Source organism: Paenarthrobacter sp. 22069 (assembly GCF_052046035.1).
Taxonomy (GTDB): Bacteria; Actinomycetota; Actinomycetes; order Actinomycetales; family Micrococcaceae; genus Arthrobacter.
Genome location: NZ_JBQEQF010000040.1, coordinates 1 through 19,457, shown reverse-complemented (window position 1 = coordinate 19,457; position 19,457 = coordinate 1). Strand labels below are relative to the sequence as shown.

The following is a 19,457-nucleotide window of genomic DNA, read 5'->3' as shown; positions in this document are numbered from 1 at the left end:
CCCAATTCATGAGCGTAAGGAACTCGCGGCAGGTCTTGACCAGGGCGTCGTTGCAGACCGGAACGAGGAACGACTGTGCGGCGTAGGCGTGCACGAGGTCAGCGAAGTCGGCCACTTGGACCGGCACACCTGCCGCTTTGAGCTTGTCCGCGTAGGCCTGTCCCTGATCGTGCAGCGGATCGTTGCCGGAGAGGCCGATCACCGCTGGTGCCACGCCCGCGACATCCTCGGCGGCGATGGGCGATGCCCGCCAGTCGGTTGAGGACTCAGCGCCAAGATAGGAACGGACGCTGTAATCGACGTTGACAGCGCGCAGCGCCGGGTCGCGGTCTTTGCGGTACGACTCGGCATCGCGATAGGTCGGGCCGAGGTCTGTTGCAGGGTTGAACAGAAGCTGTCCCGCGAGGATCCCCTCGTCCCGCAGCGCCAGTGCCACCGCTGCGGCGTAGTTTCCGCCGGCACTCTCTCCCGCAATGGCGAACGCCTCACTGCGCCCGCCGAGCTCACCGACGTTATCAGCCGCCCAGCGGGTAAGGAAAAGTGCATCCTCGTAACCGGCCGGGAAGGGGTGTTCGGGTGCCAGCCGATAGCTGATGCTGACTACCACCGCGCCCAGGTACGCGGACAGGCGCTCTGTCACCGGCCCGACAGCGGCCGGGGAGCCGACGACCCAACCGCCACCGTGGATGAAGACAACCGTCGGAACGGGGCCCTCACCAAGCGGTCGATGGATCCGCACGCTCAGAGTGCCATTCGGCGTGTCAATCTGACGCTCCTCCGTGGACGCGAGCTCCGGTCCGGGCGTTCCCGGAGGCAGCGGTGCCGCGGACATCTCCCGGAGCTGGTCGACGGTGATGGTGCTGAAGTCCACAAAGGGAACCGCAGCAAGAAGGGGCTGAAGTTGAGGATGGATGGTCATGACGAAGCTTCCTTGAATAAGTGAGTTATCGGACGGTGATAGATGCGATGACTACGGTCCAAACCGGTTCCGAGCCCCCGTAGCGTGACTGGACGTTTCTCTATGCGCAAATCAGCTTCCGCGGACCCGGTACCTCTTATTGCTGACGACGACGCCTGACGAGGCCGAAGGGGACCATGGGGTGCGCCCTGACGATGTAGTACCCGGGTCCAAGCTCAGTGACCATGATTCCCATGTTGTTACGTTGAGCGGCACCGCTGACGGCCATTATGGCTGCTTCGAGCGACTTCCTAGCCTCCTCCCCGTCTTTGACGTCAACTTCGACCATCCCAGGGGACCGTGGGTCCTTCTTGAGGGTTTCCCCTGACCTTGTTGGGCTGTCCTCCATGGGTTAGTGCGCTGAGGCCTGATGCGAGTTTTGTGGGGCTGTTTTGGCTGTCGCCGGCCCAGCGGTTACTGACCGGTGCGAGTTTTGGGATATCTCCCTGACGAACTCAGCCCACAGGGCTTGGGGAATCTCGTGACCCATCCCCGGGAACACCTCGAGGTGTGCCCCGGGAATGAGCTCATGTAGTTCATGTGAGGCTCTGTAGTCAATGAGCTTGTCAGCGTCGCCGGTCAGGATCAGGGTGGGGCACTGGATGGTCGTTACGGCTTCGTTTCTGTCCGGTCCAGATTGGACGGCCGCGGCCTGTCGAGCATTTCCGGCCTTGACCGGGTCGCGGTCATATGCCTGGGCGGCCAGTTGCGTGAGCCAGGGAAGATCCTGCGGGTAGCGCTCGGAACGGCACAGATATTCTCCGGCCAGAAATTCCTTAATCGCTTCTTCCCGGGAAGGGGTGCAGAGGTCCTGAAGAATGTTCCGCTCCAGCGCCTGGGGAAGGAGCCATTTCTGCGATGCTGAGGTGTAGAACAAGGTCAGGGACGCCACCAGTTCGGGGTGCCGTACTGCAAGCTCCTGGGCAATCATTCCGCCCATAGATTGGCCGACAACTGCGCACGGGCCCAGGCCGAGGGCCTGGATGAGCCCGGCCGTGTCCTCGGCCATGTCGGTCAGAGCGTAGCTCGCCCCGTCGAATTTCTGGGACAGGCCCACGTCACGGTTGTCGAACCGGATGACGCGGAAGCCAGCGTCCACGAGCAGCCCGCAAAACTCCCCACGCCACTTGATCATCTGCGCAGTCAGCCCCTCGATGAGGACAATGGGCTTAGCGTCCTCGGGGCCGAATGTGTCATAAAACAAGGTGGTCCCATTGGCGACTTGAATGTAAGGCATGGAAGCGTTCTTTCTAGTTGGATGGGATGTCCGGCCGTGCTGCCCTGCACAACCATGTCGTTCACGCTCTTGATGGCTTCATCGCGCCGGCTCTGTGCCGCCTCGAGCAGAACGGAGGCGCCTTCGCGAAGTGGGTAAGCGCGTCGATTTCAGCGCACAGCGCGGGCTCGTTGGATTGCAGTGGCACCGAGGATGGCAAAGACTGCTGAGACCGCAAACAGTTCTGGATAATTTTGGCCCGCTCAGCTCGTGCCTGCCTGGATGCCCATTGTCAGGGCCGGGCTGCATTCTGAAGTTGATGGGCTGCACGCAGAGTGGTGAGGACCTCCTCGCGCCAGGCGCGCGATGCCGGCATCACAGCTGTGAAAGGGCTCGAGGCGTGAATGTGACCGGGCTGCAGGGAGAAGGTTGCCGGGACACCGGCCTGCTGGAGCCGCTCGGCGTACCGCTCACCATCGCCGCGGATTGGATCGAATTCCGATGACATGATGTGAGTCCGTGGCAGGCCGGAAAGGTCTGGGGCCAGCAGCGGGGACACATACGGGTTCGTCACTTCCTCGGGCGTCGGGACATACCAGCGAACATACATCTTGATCTCGGGCAGAGTGATCATGTAGCCCTCCGCGTATTCTCTGTACGAAGGGGAACTCAACGTCAGGTCCAGTGCCGGGACTTCCAGCAGCTGCAGGGCGATGGCCGGTCCGCCTTCGTCCCGCACTTTCAGGGCCAGCGCCGCAGCGAGGTTGCCGCCGGCGGAACCACCGCCGATGGTAATCAGATCGGGGCGGACACCTAGCTCATCGGCATTCCCGATGACCCAGTTGAGCGCCGCGTAGCAGTCGTCGAGTGCGGTGGGAAATTTGTGTTCCGGTGCTTTGCGGTAGTCCACCGTGACCACGACACAATCAGCTCCCACGCTGCGTTCCCGGCACAGGACGTCGATGTAGTCGAACTCGATGGACCCTTGAGCCCACCCTCCACCGTGGAAGTAGAGGTGTACCGGGTGCGGGCCGTGTCCGGACGGCTTGTAGACGCGTAGTTTGACGGAGCCGCCCTCGACAGGGAGGACAAAGTCGAGACGTTCCTTCACTTCCGGTCCGGGTTGACCGAATTGCCGTGTCAAGGCATCGACCTGGGTCTGGATATCGGCGCGCCAAGCGTCAAGATCGGGAATCTGGTCAGAGAACGGGGGAACCTCAGCAAGCAGTGACTTGAGGAATGGGTCAATGGGCATGGAGGTATCTCCTAGAGTCGTGGTTTACGGAGAGGCCAGTACCGGGCACCCCGGGGAGGGGGCCCTGAGGTGAACACCGAAGCCGTGTATCCAGCCGGTCCTGTCATTGTGGGGCCTGGCACGGGCGCCGTTGGCGCTCTGCCCGGGTTATAGGGTGAAAAGTCTTCGGCTGCTGTCCAGTGACGCGGTCGATCGGCGCGGACTGCGCTGCAGGTTCCCACCAGGTCATAGCAGCCGGGGATGAGCGCGCCTCGGCGACAAGGTCCCCCGAGGCCTCTTCGGTCCTATCAGAAATACCCGAAAGCAATTCGACTATGTCAGGGCGGAGCGGCATAAAAAAATCCTCCACGTTGAGGGGGAATCAGGTAGCAAGCCCACGGTGATTACTCGTGTCAAGCAATAAGGTAGTGCGGTAGGGTGACTCGTGTCAAGCACTGCTTAGGAGGCGTTCATGACCAGATCAGTCAGAACTGCAGACGTCGCGCGTGAGGCCGGTGTCTCTCGGGCAACAGTCAGCTACGTCTTGAACGACCGTCGTGACGTCCGCCTGAGTGAGACGACGCGCGATCACGTGCTGGACGTTGCCCGACGGCTGGGTTACGTCGGCTCCCCGGCCGCCCGCGCCCTCCGCAGCGGCCGCGGTGACATGGTGCTGCTGCTCTTGCCTGAATGGGATGTCGCCGGCCAAATCGCACTGCTGCTCGAAGAAATCGGCCGGTTGGTCTCTCAGCATGGACTTGTTTGCCTCCGGTACGAAGGTCCCCACTGGCGCGGGTCACTCGACCGGCTCTTGGCCCGGATCCCTGCCGCTTGCGTCGTTTCCTTTGATCCGTTGGGGACTCATGACTCCCAGGCCCTGAGGTCCTCCGGCGTCCCCGAAGTCCCTGCCTGGTTACTGAACCACCCCGGGCAACCCCACACCACCGCCATCGATCAGGAGGCGATCGTCGAAGCTCAGATCGACCACCTTCTGCAGCAGCGGTACAAACGACTTGCTTACTTGGCTGTCGAGGAACCCCGGGGCCAAGAGTTTACTCAAGCCCGCGTCGGCGCCTTCCATGACATCTGCAGGGCGCGCGGCTTATCGAGGGGCCCCTCCGCTGTCGTCACCTCCGATGTGGAATCCATCGCCGCCATACTGCACAGCTGGACAAGCTCGTCGGCGGAACCGCTCGGCGTGGCTGCCTGGAATGACACCACGGCGCTCGGGATCGTTAGCGCAGCAGGCGTCTGCGGTTTGGAGGTCCCGCACCACATCGGAGTCGTTGGCGCCGACGACACTATGTTGGCCTCTCTTGCCCGTCCCTCCATCAGCAGCGTCCGCTTCAATCTCGCCTCAGAAGCCAAAGGGATCGCCGCCCGCATCAGCGCTGCCCTGGGTCAGGGAACGGATGAGACAGAAATGTTGCCATCTGCCTTTGTTGAGATTGTGCCCAGGGCGTCCACCGCTAAGACGACCATGGACGGATGACGGATGCCGGCTCCTCGGGCGCGCACAGGTACGGAAGTCGTTGACACCGCACCGACTGCTGATCCCCATTCCCAGGGCAGCGGGGCGGCCAAGAGCTTAAGCCGAAGCGGGTGCGGAGTGCGGGAGACCGGCGCGTGCGAGTGTTCTGCGAGCGTGTCGGAGGACGGGTTCGTCTACCATGGCGCCTTCGAAGGTGAACACGCCGTGATTGGACTGTTGGGCTGCGGCAAGTATCCGGTTGGCCCGTTCCACCTCGGCAGGACCTGGCGTGAAGGACTTACGGATGACCTGCATTTGGGCGGGGTGGATGGAGACTTTCGCGCTGAAACCTGTGGCGACGGCGTCATCAGACTCTGCGCTTAGCCCGACGAGATCGTCGATGTCGAGGTATACGGAGTCCAATGGGGCCTTTCCGGCCGCCCTGGCTGCGAGCAGCACTTGTGACCGGGCGTGCAGGGCAATGTCACGGTAACTGCCATCGGGCTTTCGGCTGGATGTGCCGCCGAGCGAAGCGACCAGGTCTTCGGCTCCCCACATAAGTGCGACGACGTTGGGGGCCTGCGCCAGGGCGGCGGCGTTGATGACGCCTTTGGCCGTTTCGCACAGGGCTATTACCAGGTAGTCCGCCAAAGGCGCCAGGGACTGGGGATCTTCGGTCTTGGCCAGCATGATGTAGCGGTATTCGGTCTGCTGGAGCGCCCGCAGGTCATGTGTGTAGTCTTCGGTGCCGGCCGGGTTGATCCGGACGATGGTCCGTTCCGGATCCATGGGGTGGGCAATTAGGTGTTGCCGGGCTTGCCCACGTTCCTGTGGGGCCACGGCATCCTCGAGGTCCAGGATGACGGCATCGGCCCTGTCCATCGCCTTGCCGTAGCGGTCGGGGCGGTCGGCGGGGCAGAACAGGATCGCCGGGCCCATCTCAAAGACTGTCATTGCGACTTTTCGCTCCCTGTCGTGCTTGCTTCGTGGGCTTCGCGGGTCCACATCAGGCAGGTGCGCGTTGCTTCAGCGACGACGACTCCGTCCTGGTTGCGCCCGGTGTGTTTCATACTCACAATTCCCTGTCCCGGGCGTGAGGCTGACATTCGGACCTCGGTGACCTCGGTTTCGGTGTAAAGCGTGTCGCCGTGGAATACGGGGTTCGGGAAGCGGACATCCGTAAGGCCCAACTGGCCGATGATGGTCCCTTCCGTCATCTGGGGCACGGACTGGCCGATCATGGTGCCCAAGGTGAAGAGGGAGTTCATAAGTCTTTGCCCGAAGGGCTGGGTCGCGCTCCAGGCAGCGTCCAGATGCAAGCCCTGGTTGTTCATGGTCAACGTGGTGAACAGGACATTGTCCGTCTCGGTCAGAGTGCGACCGGGGCGGTGCGCGTAGATTGCGCCTTGCTCAAGTTCGTCAAGGTAGAGTCCACGCTGATGAATGCGCTTGATGTCAGTGGTGTCCATAGGATTATCCCTTCACTTCTTCGAACTCTTGTGCGGTCGGTCCCTCAGCGCCGGCCACGTCAGTGTTGACGTCCGCGGGCTCAGGAGAGAACGGTTCAATGGTCGCCACGATCTGCGAAGCCTTCACAAGATCGCCCTGTTTCAGGCTGATGTGCACAACACCGGCGATCGGGGCGGTGAGTTGGTGCTCCATCTTCATGGCCTCGATGGAGAGCAGTGGCTGGCCTTCTTCAACGAGGTCCAGGTCTGCGACAGCCACGGCGATAACGGTGCCCGGCATTGGCGCAAGGACCTCGGGGGAAGCCGTCCCGGCGTCGCGCTCCACCGAAGCCAGGTGCCGCTGAAGCCGTTCCCGGCGGCTGAGGCGTCGTGCCGAAGCGCCCCACCCCGCAGTCCCGAGCCACACCGTGCCGTCTGCCGATACAGTGGTGGCCAATTGGCGTCGTGTGCCATTGACGGACGCTGAGCCGTCGGCCAGGGTCGTGATTTGGAACGGCACCCCGTCCACGACAAACGTACGTCCCTGCACGCCCTGGCTTTGGGTGGCGATGTGTGTTTGACCGTCAACTTCCAGGTGAATCGGAGCCGTTGCGTTTTTGCCGACCCGCCAGCCGTCCCGGATTCCCCACGGCCCGGGGGCATCCGCTTCGCTCTCTGCCAGGGCGTGCGCGGCGAGGGCCAGGTCTTCGCCGCTGAAAGTCCGGAACGGCATGGCACCGATTTTTCGGTCGATCAGGGTGGTGTCCAGGCGGCCCGCGGTGACGTCCTCGTCAGCGATGAGCAGCCGCAGGTATTCAATGTTGGTCTTGACACCGAGCAGGACGGTATCGGCAAGGGCCCTGTCGAGTGTGCCAATGGCCTGTTCACGGTCGGTGTTCCACACGATGACCTTGGCGATCATGGGGTCATAGTGCGGCGATACCTCGAGGCCCTCCGTGAGGGAGCTGTCCACGCGGATACCTGGGCCGGCGGGTTCGCGGATTTCGAGCAGGCGGCCGATCGAGGGCAAGAAACCGTGGGCCGGATCCTCTGCGTAGACGCGCGCTTCGATCGCGTGCCCTTCAAGAACGACGTCGTCCTGCTTCACTGTCAGTTCCTCGCCGGCGGCGATGCGCACCTGCCATTCGACCAGGTCCAGCCGTTGACCGTGGACACGGACGACCTCTTCGGTGACGGGGTGCTCTACCTGCAGACGGGTGTTCATCTCCATGAAAAAGAACTCGCCCGGGGCCTCGTCGGAGACCAGGAACTCGACGGTGCCGGCACCGACATAGTTCACGGAACGGGCAGCATCGACTGCTGCGGCACCGATCCGGGCCCGTATCTCAGCACCGTTGGGCAGGTTCTCCAACAGCGGAGCGGGTGCTTCTTCGATGACCTTCTGGTGCCGGCGCTGCAGGGAGCATTCACGCTCGCCAAGGTGGACGGTGTTGCCGTGACGATCGGCCAGTACCTGGACCTCGATGTGCCGGGGGGAGCGGACCAGCCGCTCCAGAAACAAGGTGTCGTCACCAAAGGAGCTTTTGGCCACCCGCCGGGCAGTTTCCAAAATGCCCGGGAGATCCTCGGCCTTCTCGACCACGTGCATGCCCTTTCCGCCGCCGCCGGCCGAGGGCTTGATCAGGAGCGGGAACCCGACATTCTGCGCCGCAGCGATAAGCTGTTCATCGCTCAGGTCTGGTTCGGCGATGCCCGGAACCACGGGAACCCCGTGTGCGACCACATGGTTTTTGGACCGGATCTTGTCGCCCATCATGTTGATGGAATGGACATCCGGGCCGATAAAGGCAATCCCGGCCGTTTCCAGGGCGCGCGCAAATTCAACATTTTCGCTCAGGAAGCCATAGCCGGGATGCACGGCCTGGGCCCCGGTCCGGCGGCATGCATCCACGAGCGCATCAATCTTTAGATAGCTCTCTGCCGCCGCGGCCGGCCCGATGCACACCGCAATGTCCGCTTCCCGAACATGCCGGGCGTTGGTGTCAGCTTCTGAATAGACCGCGATGGAAGTGATGCCGAGGCGACGCAGGGTGCGGATGACGCGGCAGGCTATTTCGCCGCGGTTGGCGACCAGTACGGTGTCGAATGTTCTCATTGTCGTGTGGGTGCTTTCTTGAGCTTGTTGTGTCACGAGGGCTACATCCGGAATACGCCGAAGGAGGTTTCCGGCAACGGGGTGCGGGAGACGACGTCGAGCGCCATGCTTAGAACCCGCCGGGTGTCCACCGGATCGATGATGCCGTCATCCCAGAGACGGGCGGTGGAGTAGTACGGGCTGCCCTGGTCCTCGAATTGCTGCCGGATGGGAGCCTTGAAATCCTCTTCGTCCGCGGCTGACCATTCCTGGCCGTGGGCTTCGAGCTGGTCGCGTTTGACGGTGGCGAGCACGCTGGCGGCTTGGTTTCCGCCCATTACGGATATCCGCGCCGCCGGCCACATCCAAAGAAAGCGGGGCGAGTAGGCCCGCCCGCACATGGAGTAATTGCCGGCCCCGAAAGACCCGCCGACAACCACGGTCAGTTTGGGTACCCGGGCGGTCGCGACGGCGGTGACCATTTTGGCGCCGTTCTTGGCGATGCCACCGTGTTCGTAATCCTTGCCGACCATGAATCCGGAGAGGTTCTGGAGAAAAACAAGCGGAATGCCGCGTTGATCGCAAAGTTCGATGAAGTGCGCACCTTTGAGCGCTGATTCACTGAACAGGACTCCGTTGTTGGCCACGATGCCCACCGGGTGCCCGTGCAGCTTGGCAAAGCCGGTGACCAGGGTGGTGCCGTAATTGGCCTTGAACTCATGAAAGTCGCTGCCGTCCACCAGGCGGGTAATGACCTCATGGATGTCGTATTGGGCGTTGACGTCAACCGGGACCACATCATAGAGCTCTTCGGGGTCCTTGGCCGGCGGCAGGACAACAGTGTCGACATCCCACACGGGCGCGGCCTGCCGGGGAAGGGTGGAGACGATGTTGCGGACGATTTCCAAGGCGTGTTCGTCGTTCTCCGCCAAGTGATCCGTGACACCGGAAATTTTGGAGTGCACCTCTCCGCCGCCGAGCTCCTCCGGGGTGACGATCTCACCAATGGCGGCTTTCACCAGTGGCGGGCCCCCAAGGAAAATAGTGCCCTGGTTCCGGACGATGACCGTCTCATCGCTCATCGCCGGGACATAAGCCCCGCCAGCGGTGCATGAACCCATCACGGCGGCGATCTGCGGGATCTTCGCCGCCGACATCTTCGCCTGGTTGAAGAAAATCCGGCCGAAATGCTCCTTGTCTGGGAACACCTCATCCTGCTTTGGCAGAAACGCGCCTCCCGAGTCTACGAGATAGATGCAGGGCAGCCGGTTCTCCAACGCGATCTCCTGCGCGCGTAGGTGCTTCTTCACCGTCATCGGATAATACGTTCCGCCCTTGACCGTGGCATCGTTGGAAATCACCAACACCTGCCGGCCGTGAACGAGCCCAATGCCAGCAATAACCCCTGCCCCGGGCGCTTCGTCCTTATACATCCCGTTAGCCGCCAACGGCGCGATCTCCAAAAATGGGCTGCCGTCATCAAGCAACTGATCAATCCGCTCCCGCGGCAAGAGCTTGCCTCGCTCCACATGCCGGTGGCGTGACTTTTCCGGACCACCCAATGCGGCATTCGCCAAGCGACGCTTAAGTTCCAGGGCATAGGACCTTTGGTCCGTGGGTTGTTGCGTGGTCTCCGTCGGCAAGGCCGCGTGGCTACTGGTCAACGTTTCCATCTGTCTCTTTTCCAAATTTGATGTCGGCTGGACGAATTATTGGGATTTGGGGCATCACTGAGGCCCGATTGCTGGGGGTAACTGGGTCAGCGGCTTACTTTGCCCATCAACGATGCCACTGGCCGCAGGAAGAGCGGCCGGCCAAGTCCCCATGCTCCTACCATGACGGCGAGGGAAGCGGCGAAAACCAACAGCCCCGCCCATCCGTCTTCGTCGTTGGCGGCGTACATGTGGTTCAGGTTCTGCACCGCCCCGGTCGCCAGCACCAGGGTCACGTGGATGAGGATGAATGCCGCAAAATAGATCATCACCGGGAGGTGGACGGCCCGCGCGGCTGTGATGGGGTATGCCCGGTTCAGCCGGGTGGCATTCTTGGGCCATGCCCCGGACATCCGAAGTCCTGTGAGGATAGCGAGGGGCGCAGCAATAAAGATTGTGGTGAAGTAACTGAGCAGTTGCAGGGAGTTGTAGTTGTTCCAGCCGTTTTCCAATGGCCAGTCAAGGGAGGCGTACTGAAGTAGGGCAGAGAGAGCGTTGGGAAAGACATCCCAACTTGTGGGCACCACCCGCGCCCATTGACCTGTTATGAAAAGCAGTACAAAAAATGCCATTCCATTCAGGACCCAGAGGGCGTCCAGTGTGAGATGGAACCACAAGTCGAGACTGATCTTCCCTGGTTTGCCTTTTGTCCTGACCGGGCCGTTGTTGTTTCGGGTCCAGTACGCGGGCGGCTTTGATCTGGTACGAACCTCCCAGCCCGACCGGATGATCAGCAGTATCAGGAGGGAATTGAGAAAGTGCTGCCATCCCAGCCATGCCGGAAGTCCCACGGGCGTTCCCCCGGGAAGGGTTGAATGCCCGGGATACGCGGACAAGTAATCCCGAATGGGGGATAAGCCGCGGAGCCCGCGGGCAGCGAAGACTACGACGAGCAATACCCCGACCGCTGCGACGATCATCATTCCAAGGCGTGCCCATTTGTTCTGCATCTGTTTGGGAGTTTTCGTGGGCGGGGCCATGATCTCTACCGCCTACGTCCGGAAAGGGCTTCGATGCATTGCGGCACCACTGTTGACACATCACCGACGATGCCAAAGTCGGCGATGTCGAAAATCGGCGCGTCCTCGTCCTTGTTTATGGCAACTATTGTTGTTGCGGTCTGCATGCCGGCTCGATGTTGGATGGCTCCTGAAATTCCCAGCGCGATGTAGAGCTGAGGGGATACTGAAGTCCCGGTTTGACCCACTTGTGCGTCGGGGGGCACGTACCCGGCATCCACGGCGGCCCGTGAGGCTCCAACAGCGGCGCCAAGGGCGTCGGCAAGCTCTCCTACGAGGACGAAATTCTCCTTTGAGCCGAGTCCCCGTCCTCCGGACACTACCTTTGCGGCGCGGCGCAGGTCAGGACGTGATGAGTCCGCGGGTATTTCGTGCACCGCTTCGATGACAGCGGCCGGTCTGTCGTCGCGCGGCGGCGTCACTTTTGTAACTTCGGGGGTCACTGCCGGAGCGCGGTCCGCGACGGCACCCGGGCGCAGAGTCAGGATCACAGGACGTCCCTCTGAAGGGTCAGTTACGGCTTCGGTGGTGTAGGAACCGCCGAGCACCGAATGGACTGCCACGATTTTTCCGGCTTCGCCGCGAACTGCTACCGCGTCGGTGCAAATACCCGCCTTTAACCTCGCGGCGAGGCGGGCCGCAACCTCACGCCCGCGCAGCGAGTGCGCCGCCAGGACGACCCCGGGGGCGAGTAGTTCTACGGCGGCAACCAAGGCGGCTGTGTAGGGGCTTGTAAGCTCCGCACGTACCTGGGTCGACTCGGCGAGGATGACCTGCTTTGCTCCGAGTTGGCCAAGTCTTTCTACTAAGCCGGGACCGGTACCGGGGGCTAGGACAGTTACGGCTGCCGGGTCACCTAAGAGGGCTGCAGCCCCTAGAAGTTCAGCTGCGGATTCGTGGGGTTCTCCAGAGGGCGAAGTTTCAATGAACGTCAGGATGTTGACCATCTGTTTTCCTTAAGCAAGTTGGGCGGAGGCCAGGAATGCGGCCAGCTGGATCCCTGCGTCGCCTTCGTCAAATATCTTCACGCCGGCCGTGCGTTCCGGCCGTTTGCTGACTGACAAAACTGTCGAACGTGATGCTGTTACGTCTTTCAGGTCTGACAGGGATAGTGGGGTTACCTTTTTGCGTTTGGCGCCAAGGATGCCCTTGAAGGTGGGAAAGCGCGGTTCGGCTGAACGCTCGGCCACGGAGACCAGCGCGGGTATCGAGGAACGGATGGAGGTGCGGAGGCGACCGTCATCCTGCACGGCGCCAATGGAGTCTTGGTGAATGTCTACGCTGTGCACAGCCGCGAGCAGGGGCAGCCCCAGAATCTCTGCGATCATTGCCGGCACCACGCCGCCGTTTCCGTCGCTTGATGCGTTGCCGGCAATGATGAGATCGAAGCTCAAGGTCCGCAGCGCGGCGACCAGGGCCGTTGCCGTGCGAAGTGCGTCCGATCCTCTGAGCTGGTGGTCATTGATGTGGATGGCTGAGTCCGCACCACACTGGAGGCCCTTCTGCAAAGCCTTGCCCGCAGCTTGCGGGCCCATCGCCAGCACAACAATTTCGGTGTCCTTGTGGGCGTCTTTGTATGAGAGGGCCACGGCCAGGGCCCTCTCGTTGATCTCATCGGCAATTAGTTCGTTCTTGCCGCGGTCCAACAATCCTGTTGACGTGTCGAGGCTCCACTCCTCATAAGGGTCTGGAACCTGTTTCATAAGCACAACGATTCTCATTCGTCCACTCCTAGAAAGATGCGTGATGTATCGGCTCTGGCTGGTCATCAGTCCTGCATGTGGACCGTCACAGCTGCAGCACGGCTGAGGCTTCCTCGCGGAGTTGCACTTTCCTGATCTTCCCGGTCACTGTGATGGGAAATTCGTCGACCAGTACGACGTAGGCCGGGATCTTGTAGTGCGCGAGTTTGCCACTGGCGTAGGCCCGCAGGGCTTGTGCATCAAGGGGCTCAGCGCCGGCTTTCATCTTGATGCAGGCGCACAGTTCTTCACCGTACTTCTCGTCCGGCACTCCGATGACGTAGACATCTTCGATGTCCGGGTGGCTGTAGAGGAACTCTTCAATTTCGCGGGGATAGATGTTCTCTCCCCCGCGTATGACCATGTCCTTGATGCGGCCCACGACAGTGCAGTAGCCGTCCTCGCGCATCACCGCAAGGTCACCGGTGTGCATCCAGCCCTCAGAGTCGATCGATTCCCGGGTTTTTGCCTCGTCGTTCCAGTAACCCAGCATCACCGAGTAGCCGCGGGTACAGAATTCGCCCGTTTGACCGCGCTCCAAGGTCTCACCGGTTACCGGGTCAACGATTTTGATCTCCAGGTGAGGATGAACCCTGCCGATTGTTGCAGTCCGGCGTTCCACGTCGTCATCGGCGCGCGTCTGGCAGGCGACGGGGCTGGTTTCCGTCATGCCATAGGCGATGGAGATACCAGCCATGTTCATGTCGTCAATGCAGTGGCGCATCACCTCCACAGGACAAACCGATCCGGCCATGATTCCCGTCCGGAGACTTGAGAGGTCATAGGAGTCGAACGAGGGGTGGTTTTGCATGGCGATGAACATCGTCGGCACGCCGTATACAGCGGTGCATTTCTCCTCCTCGATGGTGCGCAAGGTAGCTTCCGCTTCGAAACCCGGCGCGGGTATCACCATGGTTGCCCCGTGGGAAGTGCAGCCAAGGTTGCCCATCACCATCCCGAAACAGTGGTAGAACGGGACCGGAATGCAGAGTCTGTCTTCGGGCCCGAGTTGGATTACTTCGGTGGTGAAATAGCCGTTGTTGAGGATGTTGCGGTGGCTGAGGGTGGCGCCCTTGGGAAAGCCCGTGGTACCCGAGGTGTACTGGATGTTGATCGGGTCATCGGGTTTTGTGGAGGCGAACCTCTGCTGAAGGGCAACTTCAGCTATTGCCTCGCCTGCATCGATGAGTTCGCCCCAGTCACCGGTGTCTAGGTAGACCACACGCTCCAATAATGGTGTGTCGCTTCGTGACTGTTCGACCATCGCCTTGTAGTCGCTCGTCTTGAAGCTGCTGGCCGCGATGAGCATCCGCAGTCCGCTGTGATTGACGGCATACGAAAATTCATGGGTTCGGTAAGCGGGGTTGACATTGACCAAGATGACGCCGATCTTGGCTGTGGCGAACTGGATCATTGTCCATTCCGCGCAATTGGGCGCCCAGATGCCGAGTCTGTCGCCTTTATTAAGGCCGGCGGCCAGGAGGCCCCGGGCAAGGCGGTTGACGTCTTGGTCCAGCTCCGCCCAGGTCCAGCGTCGGCCCGTTGCTGCTTCAATCAGCGCCTCATTGGTGCTGTAGCGGGCAGCGGTCCGCTCGAGGCATTCACCGATTGTTTCCGAACGCAGGGGCGGATGCGTCTCACCCTTGGCATATGACTTCACGCTTGGGCTCCAGAGTCGTTGTGGAGAGTCAGCTGTGTCAGGCGAGGGGCGTTGCCGGCCGATTCTAAAAGTGTGGGAGCAGGGGTGTTGGCGTTCGGCGACGCTGCCAAGGCTGCATCACTCATGGTGCCTCCGGTCTCTTGATTGTTTTGATGTGACGCCAGCGAAGTGCAGTCCGTCCCGCTGCGTACAGCCGGGGGCGCCTTGGTTGGCATGGGCCCTGCTTTGAGTTCGAAGCCGGGTAGCGACCAGGAACGCGGGCCAGGCGGCGAGTCCCTCGTAGGGGCGCCATTCAAACAGTGATGGACATCACGGTTAATCGAGACTAACCTAAATTCCAGTTAAAGCCCACTAACTGAGTTAGTTTCTTTTCCCGGCATCGAGCGACGACATATCGTCCCTTACTGCCCACGCCGGACGACCTCGACGGCGCCCCTGATTACCCTCGCTCGCAGGGAAGCGACGCACACCACATGAACTAGAAGGAGCAACAACAATGGTCAATTTTGAGCTCAGCGAAGAGCACCAGGACCTCATCAAATCCGTTGAGGAGTTTGCGGATGAGGTAGTGGCGCCGGTCGCGGCAAAACATGACGAAGAACACAGCTTCCCTTATGAAGTGGTGTCTGAGATGGCCGACATGGGGCTGTTCGGGCTTCCGTTTCCGGAAGAGTACGGAGGGATGGGCGGAGACTACTTCACCCTGGCGCTGGCCCTGGAACAGTTGGCCCGGGTGGATCAGTCCGTGGCGATTACGCTTGAGGCCGGCGTTTCTTTGGGGGCAATGCCCCTTTACCGCTTCGGTACTGAAGCGCAGAAGCAGGAGTGGCTGCCAATGCTGGCATCAGGGCGGGCACTGGCAGGCTTCGGGTTGACCGAGCCGGAAGCCGGGTCAGATGCCGGGGGTACCAAAACCCACGCCAAGCGCGACGGCGGGGAGTGGGTCATCAATGGCAACAAGGAGTTCATCACCAACTCCGGGACGGATATCACGCGGTTGGTGACAGTTACCGCTGTCACCGGCGAAAAAGTGCGCGGGGATGGCAGCCTTAAGAAGGAGATCTCCACCATTCTGGTACCCACCGACACTCCAGGCTTCACGGCCGAAAAGGCCTACAACAAGGTCGGATGGAACGCCTCTGATACCCATCCGCTGACACTCACCAATGTGATGGTTCCAGAGACGAACCTCCTTGGAGAGGAAGGAAGAGGGTACGCCAACTTCCTGTCCATTCTCGATGAGGGCAGGATCGCCATTGCGGCAGTAGGCACCGGCGCGGCACAGGGATGCGTGGATCAGGCCGTCAAATACGCCAAGGAACGCAGCGCCTTCGGCCAAAACATCGGAAAGTACCAGGCCATTCAGTTCAAAATCGCACGGATGCAGGCGCGCGCTCACACCGCCCGGCTTGCATACTACGATGCAGCATCCCGAATGCTGGCTGGCCGGCCCTTCAAAACTGAGGCGGCCATCGCAAAAATCATTGCCGGAGAAGCGGCGATGGACAACGCCCGTGACGCCACCCAAGTATTCGGCGGTTACGGATTCATGAACGAATTTACGGTGGCACGCCACTACCGCGACTCCAAGATTCTTGAAGTAGGAGAGGGCACCACCGAAGTTCAACTGATGCTGATCGCCCGTGATCTCGGATTGTAGATGCGTGCTGTCAAGGATTAGGCGGCCTTCGTCGCTCACGCCGCTCCCGCCTGGGGCACGCGACGTACCAACAAGAACAGAGAGAAATTGATCATGGGCGAAACCAGCGCGGTCGGCACGGACCTGAGAGACGAAAGCGGCCGACTTGAAGCGATTATCAGGCAACTCCCAGGCGAGCAGTGGTCTTTGCCTACGCCGGCAGAGGGCTGGACAATATCGCACCAAATTGGACACCTGCACTGGACCGACAGGATGTCCTTGCTAGCTATTGACGAGCCCGAGGAATTCCGATTGATAAGGCAACAGCACGACCGGGAGCCGGACCACTTCGTGGACGACGGGGCCATAGCCGCAGCGGCCGCTAAACCTTCCGACCTCTTGCACCATTGGGTAACCACCCGCGATATCCTCGCAACAAGGCTCGAAGAACTTGACCCGAAGACAGCCATCCAATGGTTCGGACCGCCGATGCGCCCATTATCTATGCTGACCGCCCGCCTGATGGAAACCTGGGCTCACGGCCGCGACATAACCGATACGTTGCAGATCACCCAGCAACCGACATCTGCATTGCGCCACATCGCTCATCTTGGCATCCGGACGAGAAATTTCTCGTTTCAGCTTCGGGGGCTGCAGATCCCGACAGCGGAGATATACGTCGAACTAACCGGGCCAAACGGAGAACAATGGAGCTGGGGGCCCCCCGACGCGCCGGATGCCGTATACGGTCCGGCCGAAGACTTCTGCCTTTTGGTCACCCAGCGCCGACACCAAAACGACCTCAACTTGAAAGCTGTGGGCTCGGTGGCGGCAACCTGGTTGACTATCGCCCAGGCCTTCGCAGGCAAAGCTACGCAAGGCAGGCCCCCTGCAAAGATTAGTGCTTCCCCGGATTCGCCCAGCTCTCCCCGCGAGCTCCTGAGGTAAGAGCCTTTTGCCCGGCTGAGCTGCCCTTCACGATTCGGGCAGCTCAGCTGCGGACGAGAATCACTCCAAGGTCGTACGCAAGTTACCCATGAAAGGCAACTAAATGGATTCAGGAAGCAGAACACCCGTCATTCTCAGCGGCGCACGCACACCCTTCGGCCGTTTCCGGGGCAGCCTATCCGCCCTGTCCGCGGGAGAGCTGGGCGCCCACGCCATCGCAGCCGCCCTACAACGCTCCGGTGTATCCGCAGACCAGGTAGAGCACGTCATAGTCGGGCAGGTTATCCAGGCCGGCGCAGGACAGGGCCCAGCCCGCCAAAGCAGCATCGGCGCCGGAATTGGATGGGATGTCCCCACCGTCACGGTGAACAAGCTCTGCCTTTCAGGGCTTACGGCCGTCATAGACGCTGCTCGAATAATCCGCGCAGGGGAGGCGGACTTCGTGGTCGCCGCCGGGCAGGAATCAATGACCAACGCTCCGCACCTGGTTAGGGGACTACGTAGTGGAATTGCCGTCGGAGACTCATCACTGCTGGACTCCTTGAACCACGATGGGCTGCGGGACCCGTTCAACGGAACGCTTATGGGCACCGCAACAGATGCGGGAAACGCTGTCCGGGGCATCACCCGGACGGAACAAGACGAGGTGGCGGCACGCTCCCACCAGCGCGCTGCAGCCGCTTCGGACACACTCATGCTGGAGATCGCGCCGATCGCTATCCCTCAACGTAAAGGGCCAGCGCTGAGGTTAGCTGCAGACGAGGGAATCCGCCCAGACACCACGGCCGACTCACTATCCTCGCTCAGACCCGTCTTCTCTAATGACGAGAAGGCGACCGTCACCGCCGGTACTTCGTCCCCGTTATCCGACGGAGCTGCTGCTCTGGTAATCGCGAGCAAGGGTGCTGCGGAAGCGGCAGGCTTGGAATGGATCGCGGAAATTGGCGCCCACGGGCAGACGGCGGGTCCAGACGGTTCCCTCCATTCCCAGCCTTCACGCGCCATCGAGGCCGCACTTAAACGGGAAGGTCTCACTGTCGATGACTTGGACCTGGTTGAGATCAATGAGGCGTTCGCGTCCGTTCTCATCCAGTCCGCAAACGACCTTGGGATCGCAACCGAACAAATCAATACCGAAGGGGGAGCCATCGCCCTCGGGCACCCAATCGGGGCATCGGGCGCACGGCTTGTCCTGCACCAGGCATTGGCCTTGCAACGCCGGGGCGGCGGGACAGGCGTGGTCGCTCTATGCGGCGGGGGCGGTCAAGGAGAAGCCCTGATTCTCAGAGGCACCGTTAGCTGAAAAGCCAAACGTTCTTTGATCCGTCGCAGGGAGCAGGCCCAATCACCCGTGCGACTTCAAAAAATTACGGGCCTTGATTTCTGAGACCCTTACTTTGCGACGTGCGAGCATGCTTGTCACAGAGCAATTGGCCTTGAATAGTGCTGATACGACAGCAAGAAGCGGGCCCGGCAATTTTTCTGAACCACGGGCACGGGCCTGTCAATGGCCTTTGGTTTCTGCCCACGGGCGGCCAGTTAATCGGCCCGCTGGTGGCCAGTAAATCTGCCCGGTGATGGCCAACAGATCTGCCCACTGAGGGTTTTCGGTGGGATTGGCCATCGTCGAGGGTTTGTTAGTTCAGTTCGGTGACTCCTTTCCCGGCGAGGGCTTGAGTGAGTCGGATGGAGTCGCCGCTGGTTTGGCAGACGTGGGCGTGGTGCAGGAGCCGGTCCACGGTTGCCGTGGCGAGGGTTTTGGGCATCAGTTCATCGAAGCCGGCGGGGTGCAGGTTCGAGCTGATCGCGACGGAGCGTTTCTCGTAGGCGGCGTCCACGACCCGGTAGAGTCCTTCGGCGGCGTCGGTGGCCACCGGGAGAAGGCCGATGTCATCGATCACGACGAGTTCCGCGCGGAGGATTCTAGCCACGGCCCTGGTGACGCTGTCGTCGGTGCGGTGTGCGCGGATGAGGGCGCCGAGGTCTTCGAGTCTGAACCAGGCAACGCGCATCCCGGCTTCGACGGCTTGCTGGCCGAGGGCTTCGAGGAAGAACGTTTTCCCGGTGCCGGAGGGCCCGCAGACGACCAGGTTCTCGCGTCGGGTGATCCATTCCAGGGTGCGCAGGGCTTGCTGGGTGGGCGCCGGGATGGAGGAGACGGCGGGGTCCCAGACGTCGAAGGTCTTCCCGGTCGGGAAGCCTGCTGCTTTGCGCCGGGTGGCGAGCATGGACCGGGCCCGGCCTGCGGCTTCTTCGGTGAACAGTGCCTTGATGATCTCGGTTGGTTCCCAGCGCTGGGCGCGGGCGGTCGCGAT

At 61.4% G+C, this 19,457-nt stretch carries 16 protein-coding genes; 4 read left to right on the top strand and 12 right to left on the bottom strand.

From position 1 onward, the window contains the following. From ACTJK0_RS20650 to ACTJK0_RS20640, 3 genes are all read right to left on the bottom strand, one after another. Nucleotides 1-919: alpha/beta hydrolase (locus ACTJK0_RS20650; RefSeq protein ID WP_440746442.1), on the bottom strand; the 919-nt coding region annotated here is incomplete at its 3' end. A 391-nt stretch (nt 920-1,310) separates the two neighbouring features. Then, nucleotides 1,311-2,195 (bottom strand): alpha/beta fold hydrolase, encoded by an 885-nt coding sequence (locus tag ACTJK0_RS20645; protein WP_440746441.1) that lies wholly within the window; start codon nt 2,193-2,195, stop codon nt 1,311-1,313. Between the two features lie 271 nt (nt 2,196-2,466). Continuing rightward, nucleotides 2,467-3,429 carry an alpha/beta hydrolase gene (locus tag ACTJK0_RS20640; RefSeq protein WP_440746440.1) on the bottom strand — a complete coding sequence of 321 codons (963 nt, stop codon included), beginning with the start codon at nt 3,427-3,429 and terminating at the stop codon, nt 2,467-2,469. A gap of 451 nt (nt 3,430-3,880) precedes the next feature. Here ACTJK0_RS20640 and ACTJK0_RS20635 point away from each other — a divergent pair, with 451 nt between their 5' ends. After that, nucleotides 3,881-4,900 (top strand): LacI family DNA-binding transcriptional regulator, encoded by a 1,020-nt coding sequence (locus tag ACTJK0_RS20635; protein ID WP_440746439.1) that lies wholly within the window; start codon nt 3,881-3,883, stop codon nt 4,898-4,900. 96 nt (nt 4,901-4,996) lie between these two features. Here the strand turns inward: ACTJK0_RS20635 and ACTJK0_RS20630 are convergent, their stop codons facing one another. The 8 genes from ACTJK0_RS20630 to ACTJK0_RS20595 form a co-directional block, all read right to left on the bottom strand. Continuing rightward, nucleotides 4,997-5,833, bottom strand: a complete 837-nt coding sequence (locus ACTJK0_RS20630; protein WP_440746438.1) for an HpcH/HpaI aldolase/citrate lyase family protein — start codon at nt 5,831-5,833, stop codon at nt 4,997-4,999. Further along, nucleotides 5,830-6,348 carry a MaoC family dehydratase gene (locus tag ACTJK0_RS20625; RefSeq protein ID WP_440746437.1) on the bottom strand — a complete coding sequence of 173 codons (519 nt, stop codon included), beginning with the start codon at nt 6,346-6,348 and terminating at the stop codon, nt 5,830-5,832. Before ACTJK0_RS20625 ends, ACTJK0_RS20630 begins: the two co-directional genes overlap by 4 nt. A gap of 4 nt (nt 6,349-6,352) precedes the next feature. Continuing rightward, the gene (locus tag ACTJK0_RS20620) at nt 6,353-8,443 is read right to left on the bottom strand and encodes an acetyl/propionyl/methylcrotonyl-CoA carboxylase subunit alpha (RefSeq protein WP_440746436.1); all 2,091 of its coding nucleotides are present in this window, start codon (nt 8,441-8,443) and stop codon (nt 6,353-6,355) included. A gap of 41 nt (nt 8,444-8,484) precedes the next feature. Then, a complete protein-coding gene (locus ACTJK0_RS20615; protein ID WP_440746435.1) occupies nt 8,485-10,095 on the bottom strand; it encodes a carboxyl transferase domain-containing protein in 1,611 nt (536 codons plus the stop codon). Nucleotides 10,096-10,181: 86 nt separating this feature from the next. Continuing rightward, on the bottom strand, nt 10,182-11,114 hold the full coding sequence (locus ACTJK0_RS20610) for a cytochrome b/b6 domain-containing protein (protein WP_440746434.1): 933 nt from the start codon (nt 11,112-11,114) through the stop codon (nt 10,182-10,184). Between the two features lie 5 nt (nt 11,115-11,119). Continuing rightward, nucleotides 11,120-12,100, bottom strand: coding sequence for an electron transfer flavoprotein subunit alpha/FixB family protein (locus tag ACTJK0_RS20605; RefSeq protein WP_440746433.1), 981 nt, complete (start codon nt 12,098-12,100; stop codon nt 11,120-11,122). Between the two features lie 9 nt (nt 12,101-12,109). After that, nucleotides 12,110-12,922, bottom strand: coding sequence for an electron transfer flavoprotein subunit beta/FixA family protein (locus ACTJK0_RS20600; RefSeq protein WP_440746432.1), 813 nt, complete (start codon nt 12,920-12,922; stop codon nt 12,110-12,112). Nucleotides 12,923-12,941: 19 nt separating this feature from the next. Next, entirely contained in the window at nt 12,942-14,555 is a 1,614-nt protein-coding gene (locus ACTJK0_RS20595) for an AMP-binding protein (RefSeq protein WP_440746431.1), read from the bottom strand. A 496-nt stretch (nt 14,556-15,051) separates the two neighbouring features. Between ACTJK0_RS20595 and ACTJK0_RS20590 the strand changes: the two genes are divergently transcribed. From ACTJK0_RS20590 to ACTJK0_RS20580, 3 genes are all read left to right on the top strand, one after another. After that, entirely contained in the window at nt 15,052-16,215 is a 1,164-nt protein-coding gene (locus ACTJK0_RS20590; protein ID WP_440746430.1) for an acyl-CoA dehydrogenase family protein, read from the top strand. Nucleotides 16,216-16,308: 93 nt separating this feature from the next. Beyond that, nucleotides 16,309-17,142: a TIGR03084 family metal-binding protein gene (locus tag ACTJK0_RS20585; RefSeq protein WP_440746429.1), complete on the top strand. Its 834-nt coding sequence runs from the start codon at nt 16,309-16,311 to the stop codon at nt 17,140-17,142. A gap of 103 nt (nt 17,143-17,245) precedes the next feature. Further along, the gene (locus tag ACTJK0_RS20580) at nt 17,246-18,445 is read left to right on the top strand and encodes an acetyl-CoA C-acetyltransferase (protein ID WP_440746428.1); all 1,200 of its coding nucleotides are present in this window, start codon (nt 17,246-17,248) and stop codon (nt 18,443-18,445) included. A 334-nt stretch (nt 18,446-18,779) separates the two neighbouring features. Here ACTJK0_RS20580 and istB read toward each other — a convergent pair. Further along, a partial coding sequence (gene istB / locus ACTJK0_RS20575; protein WP_440744013.1) for an IS21-like element helper ATPase IstB occupies nt 18,780-19,457 on the bottom strand: 678 nt, incomplete at its 5' end.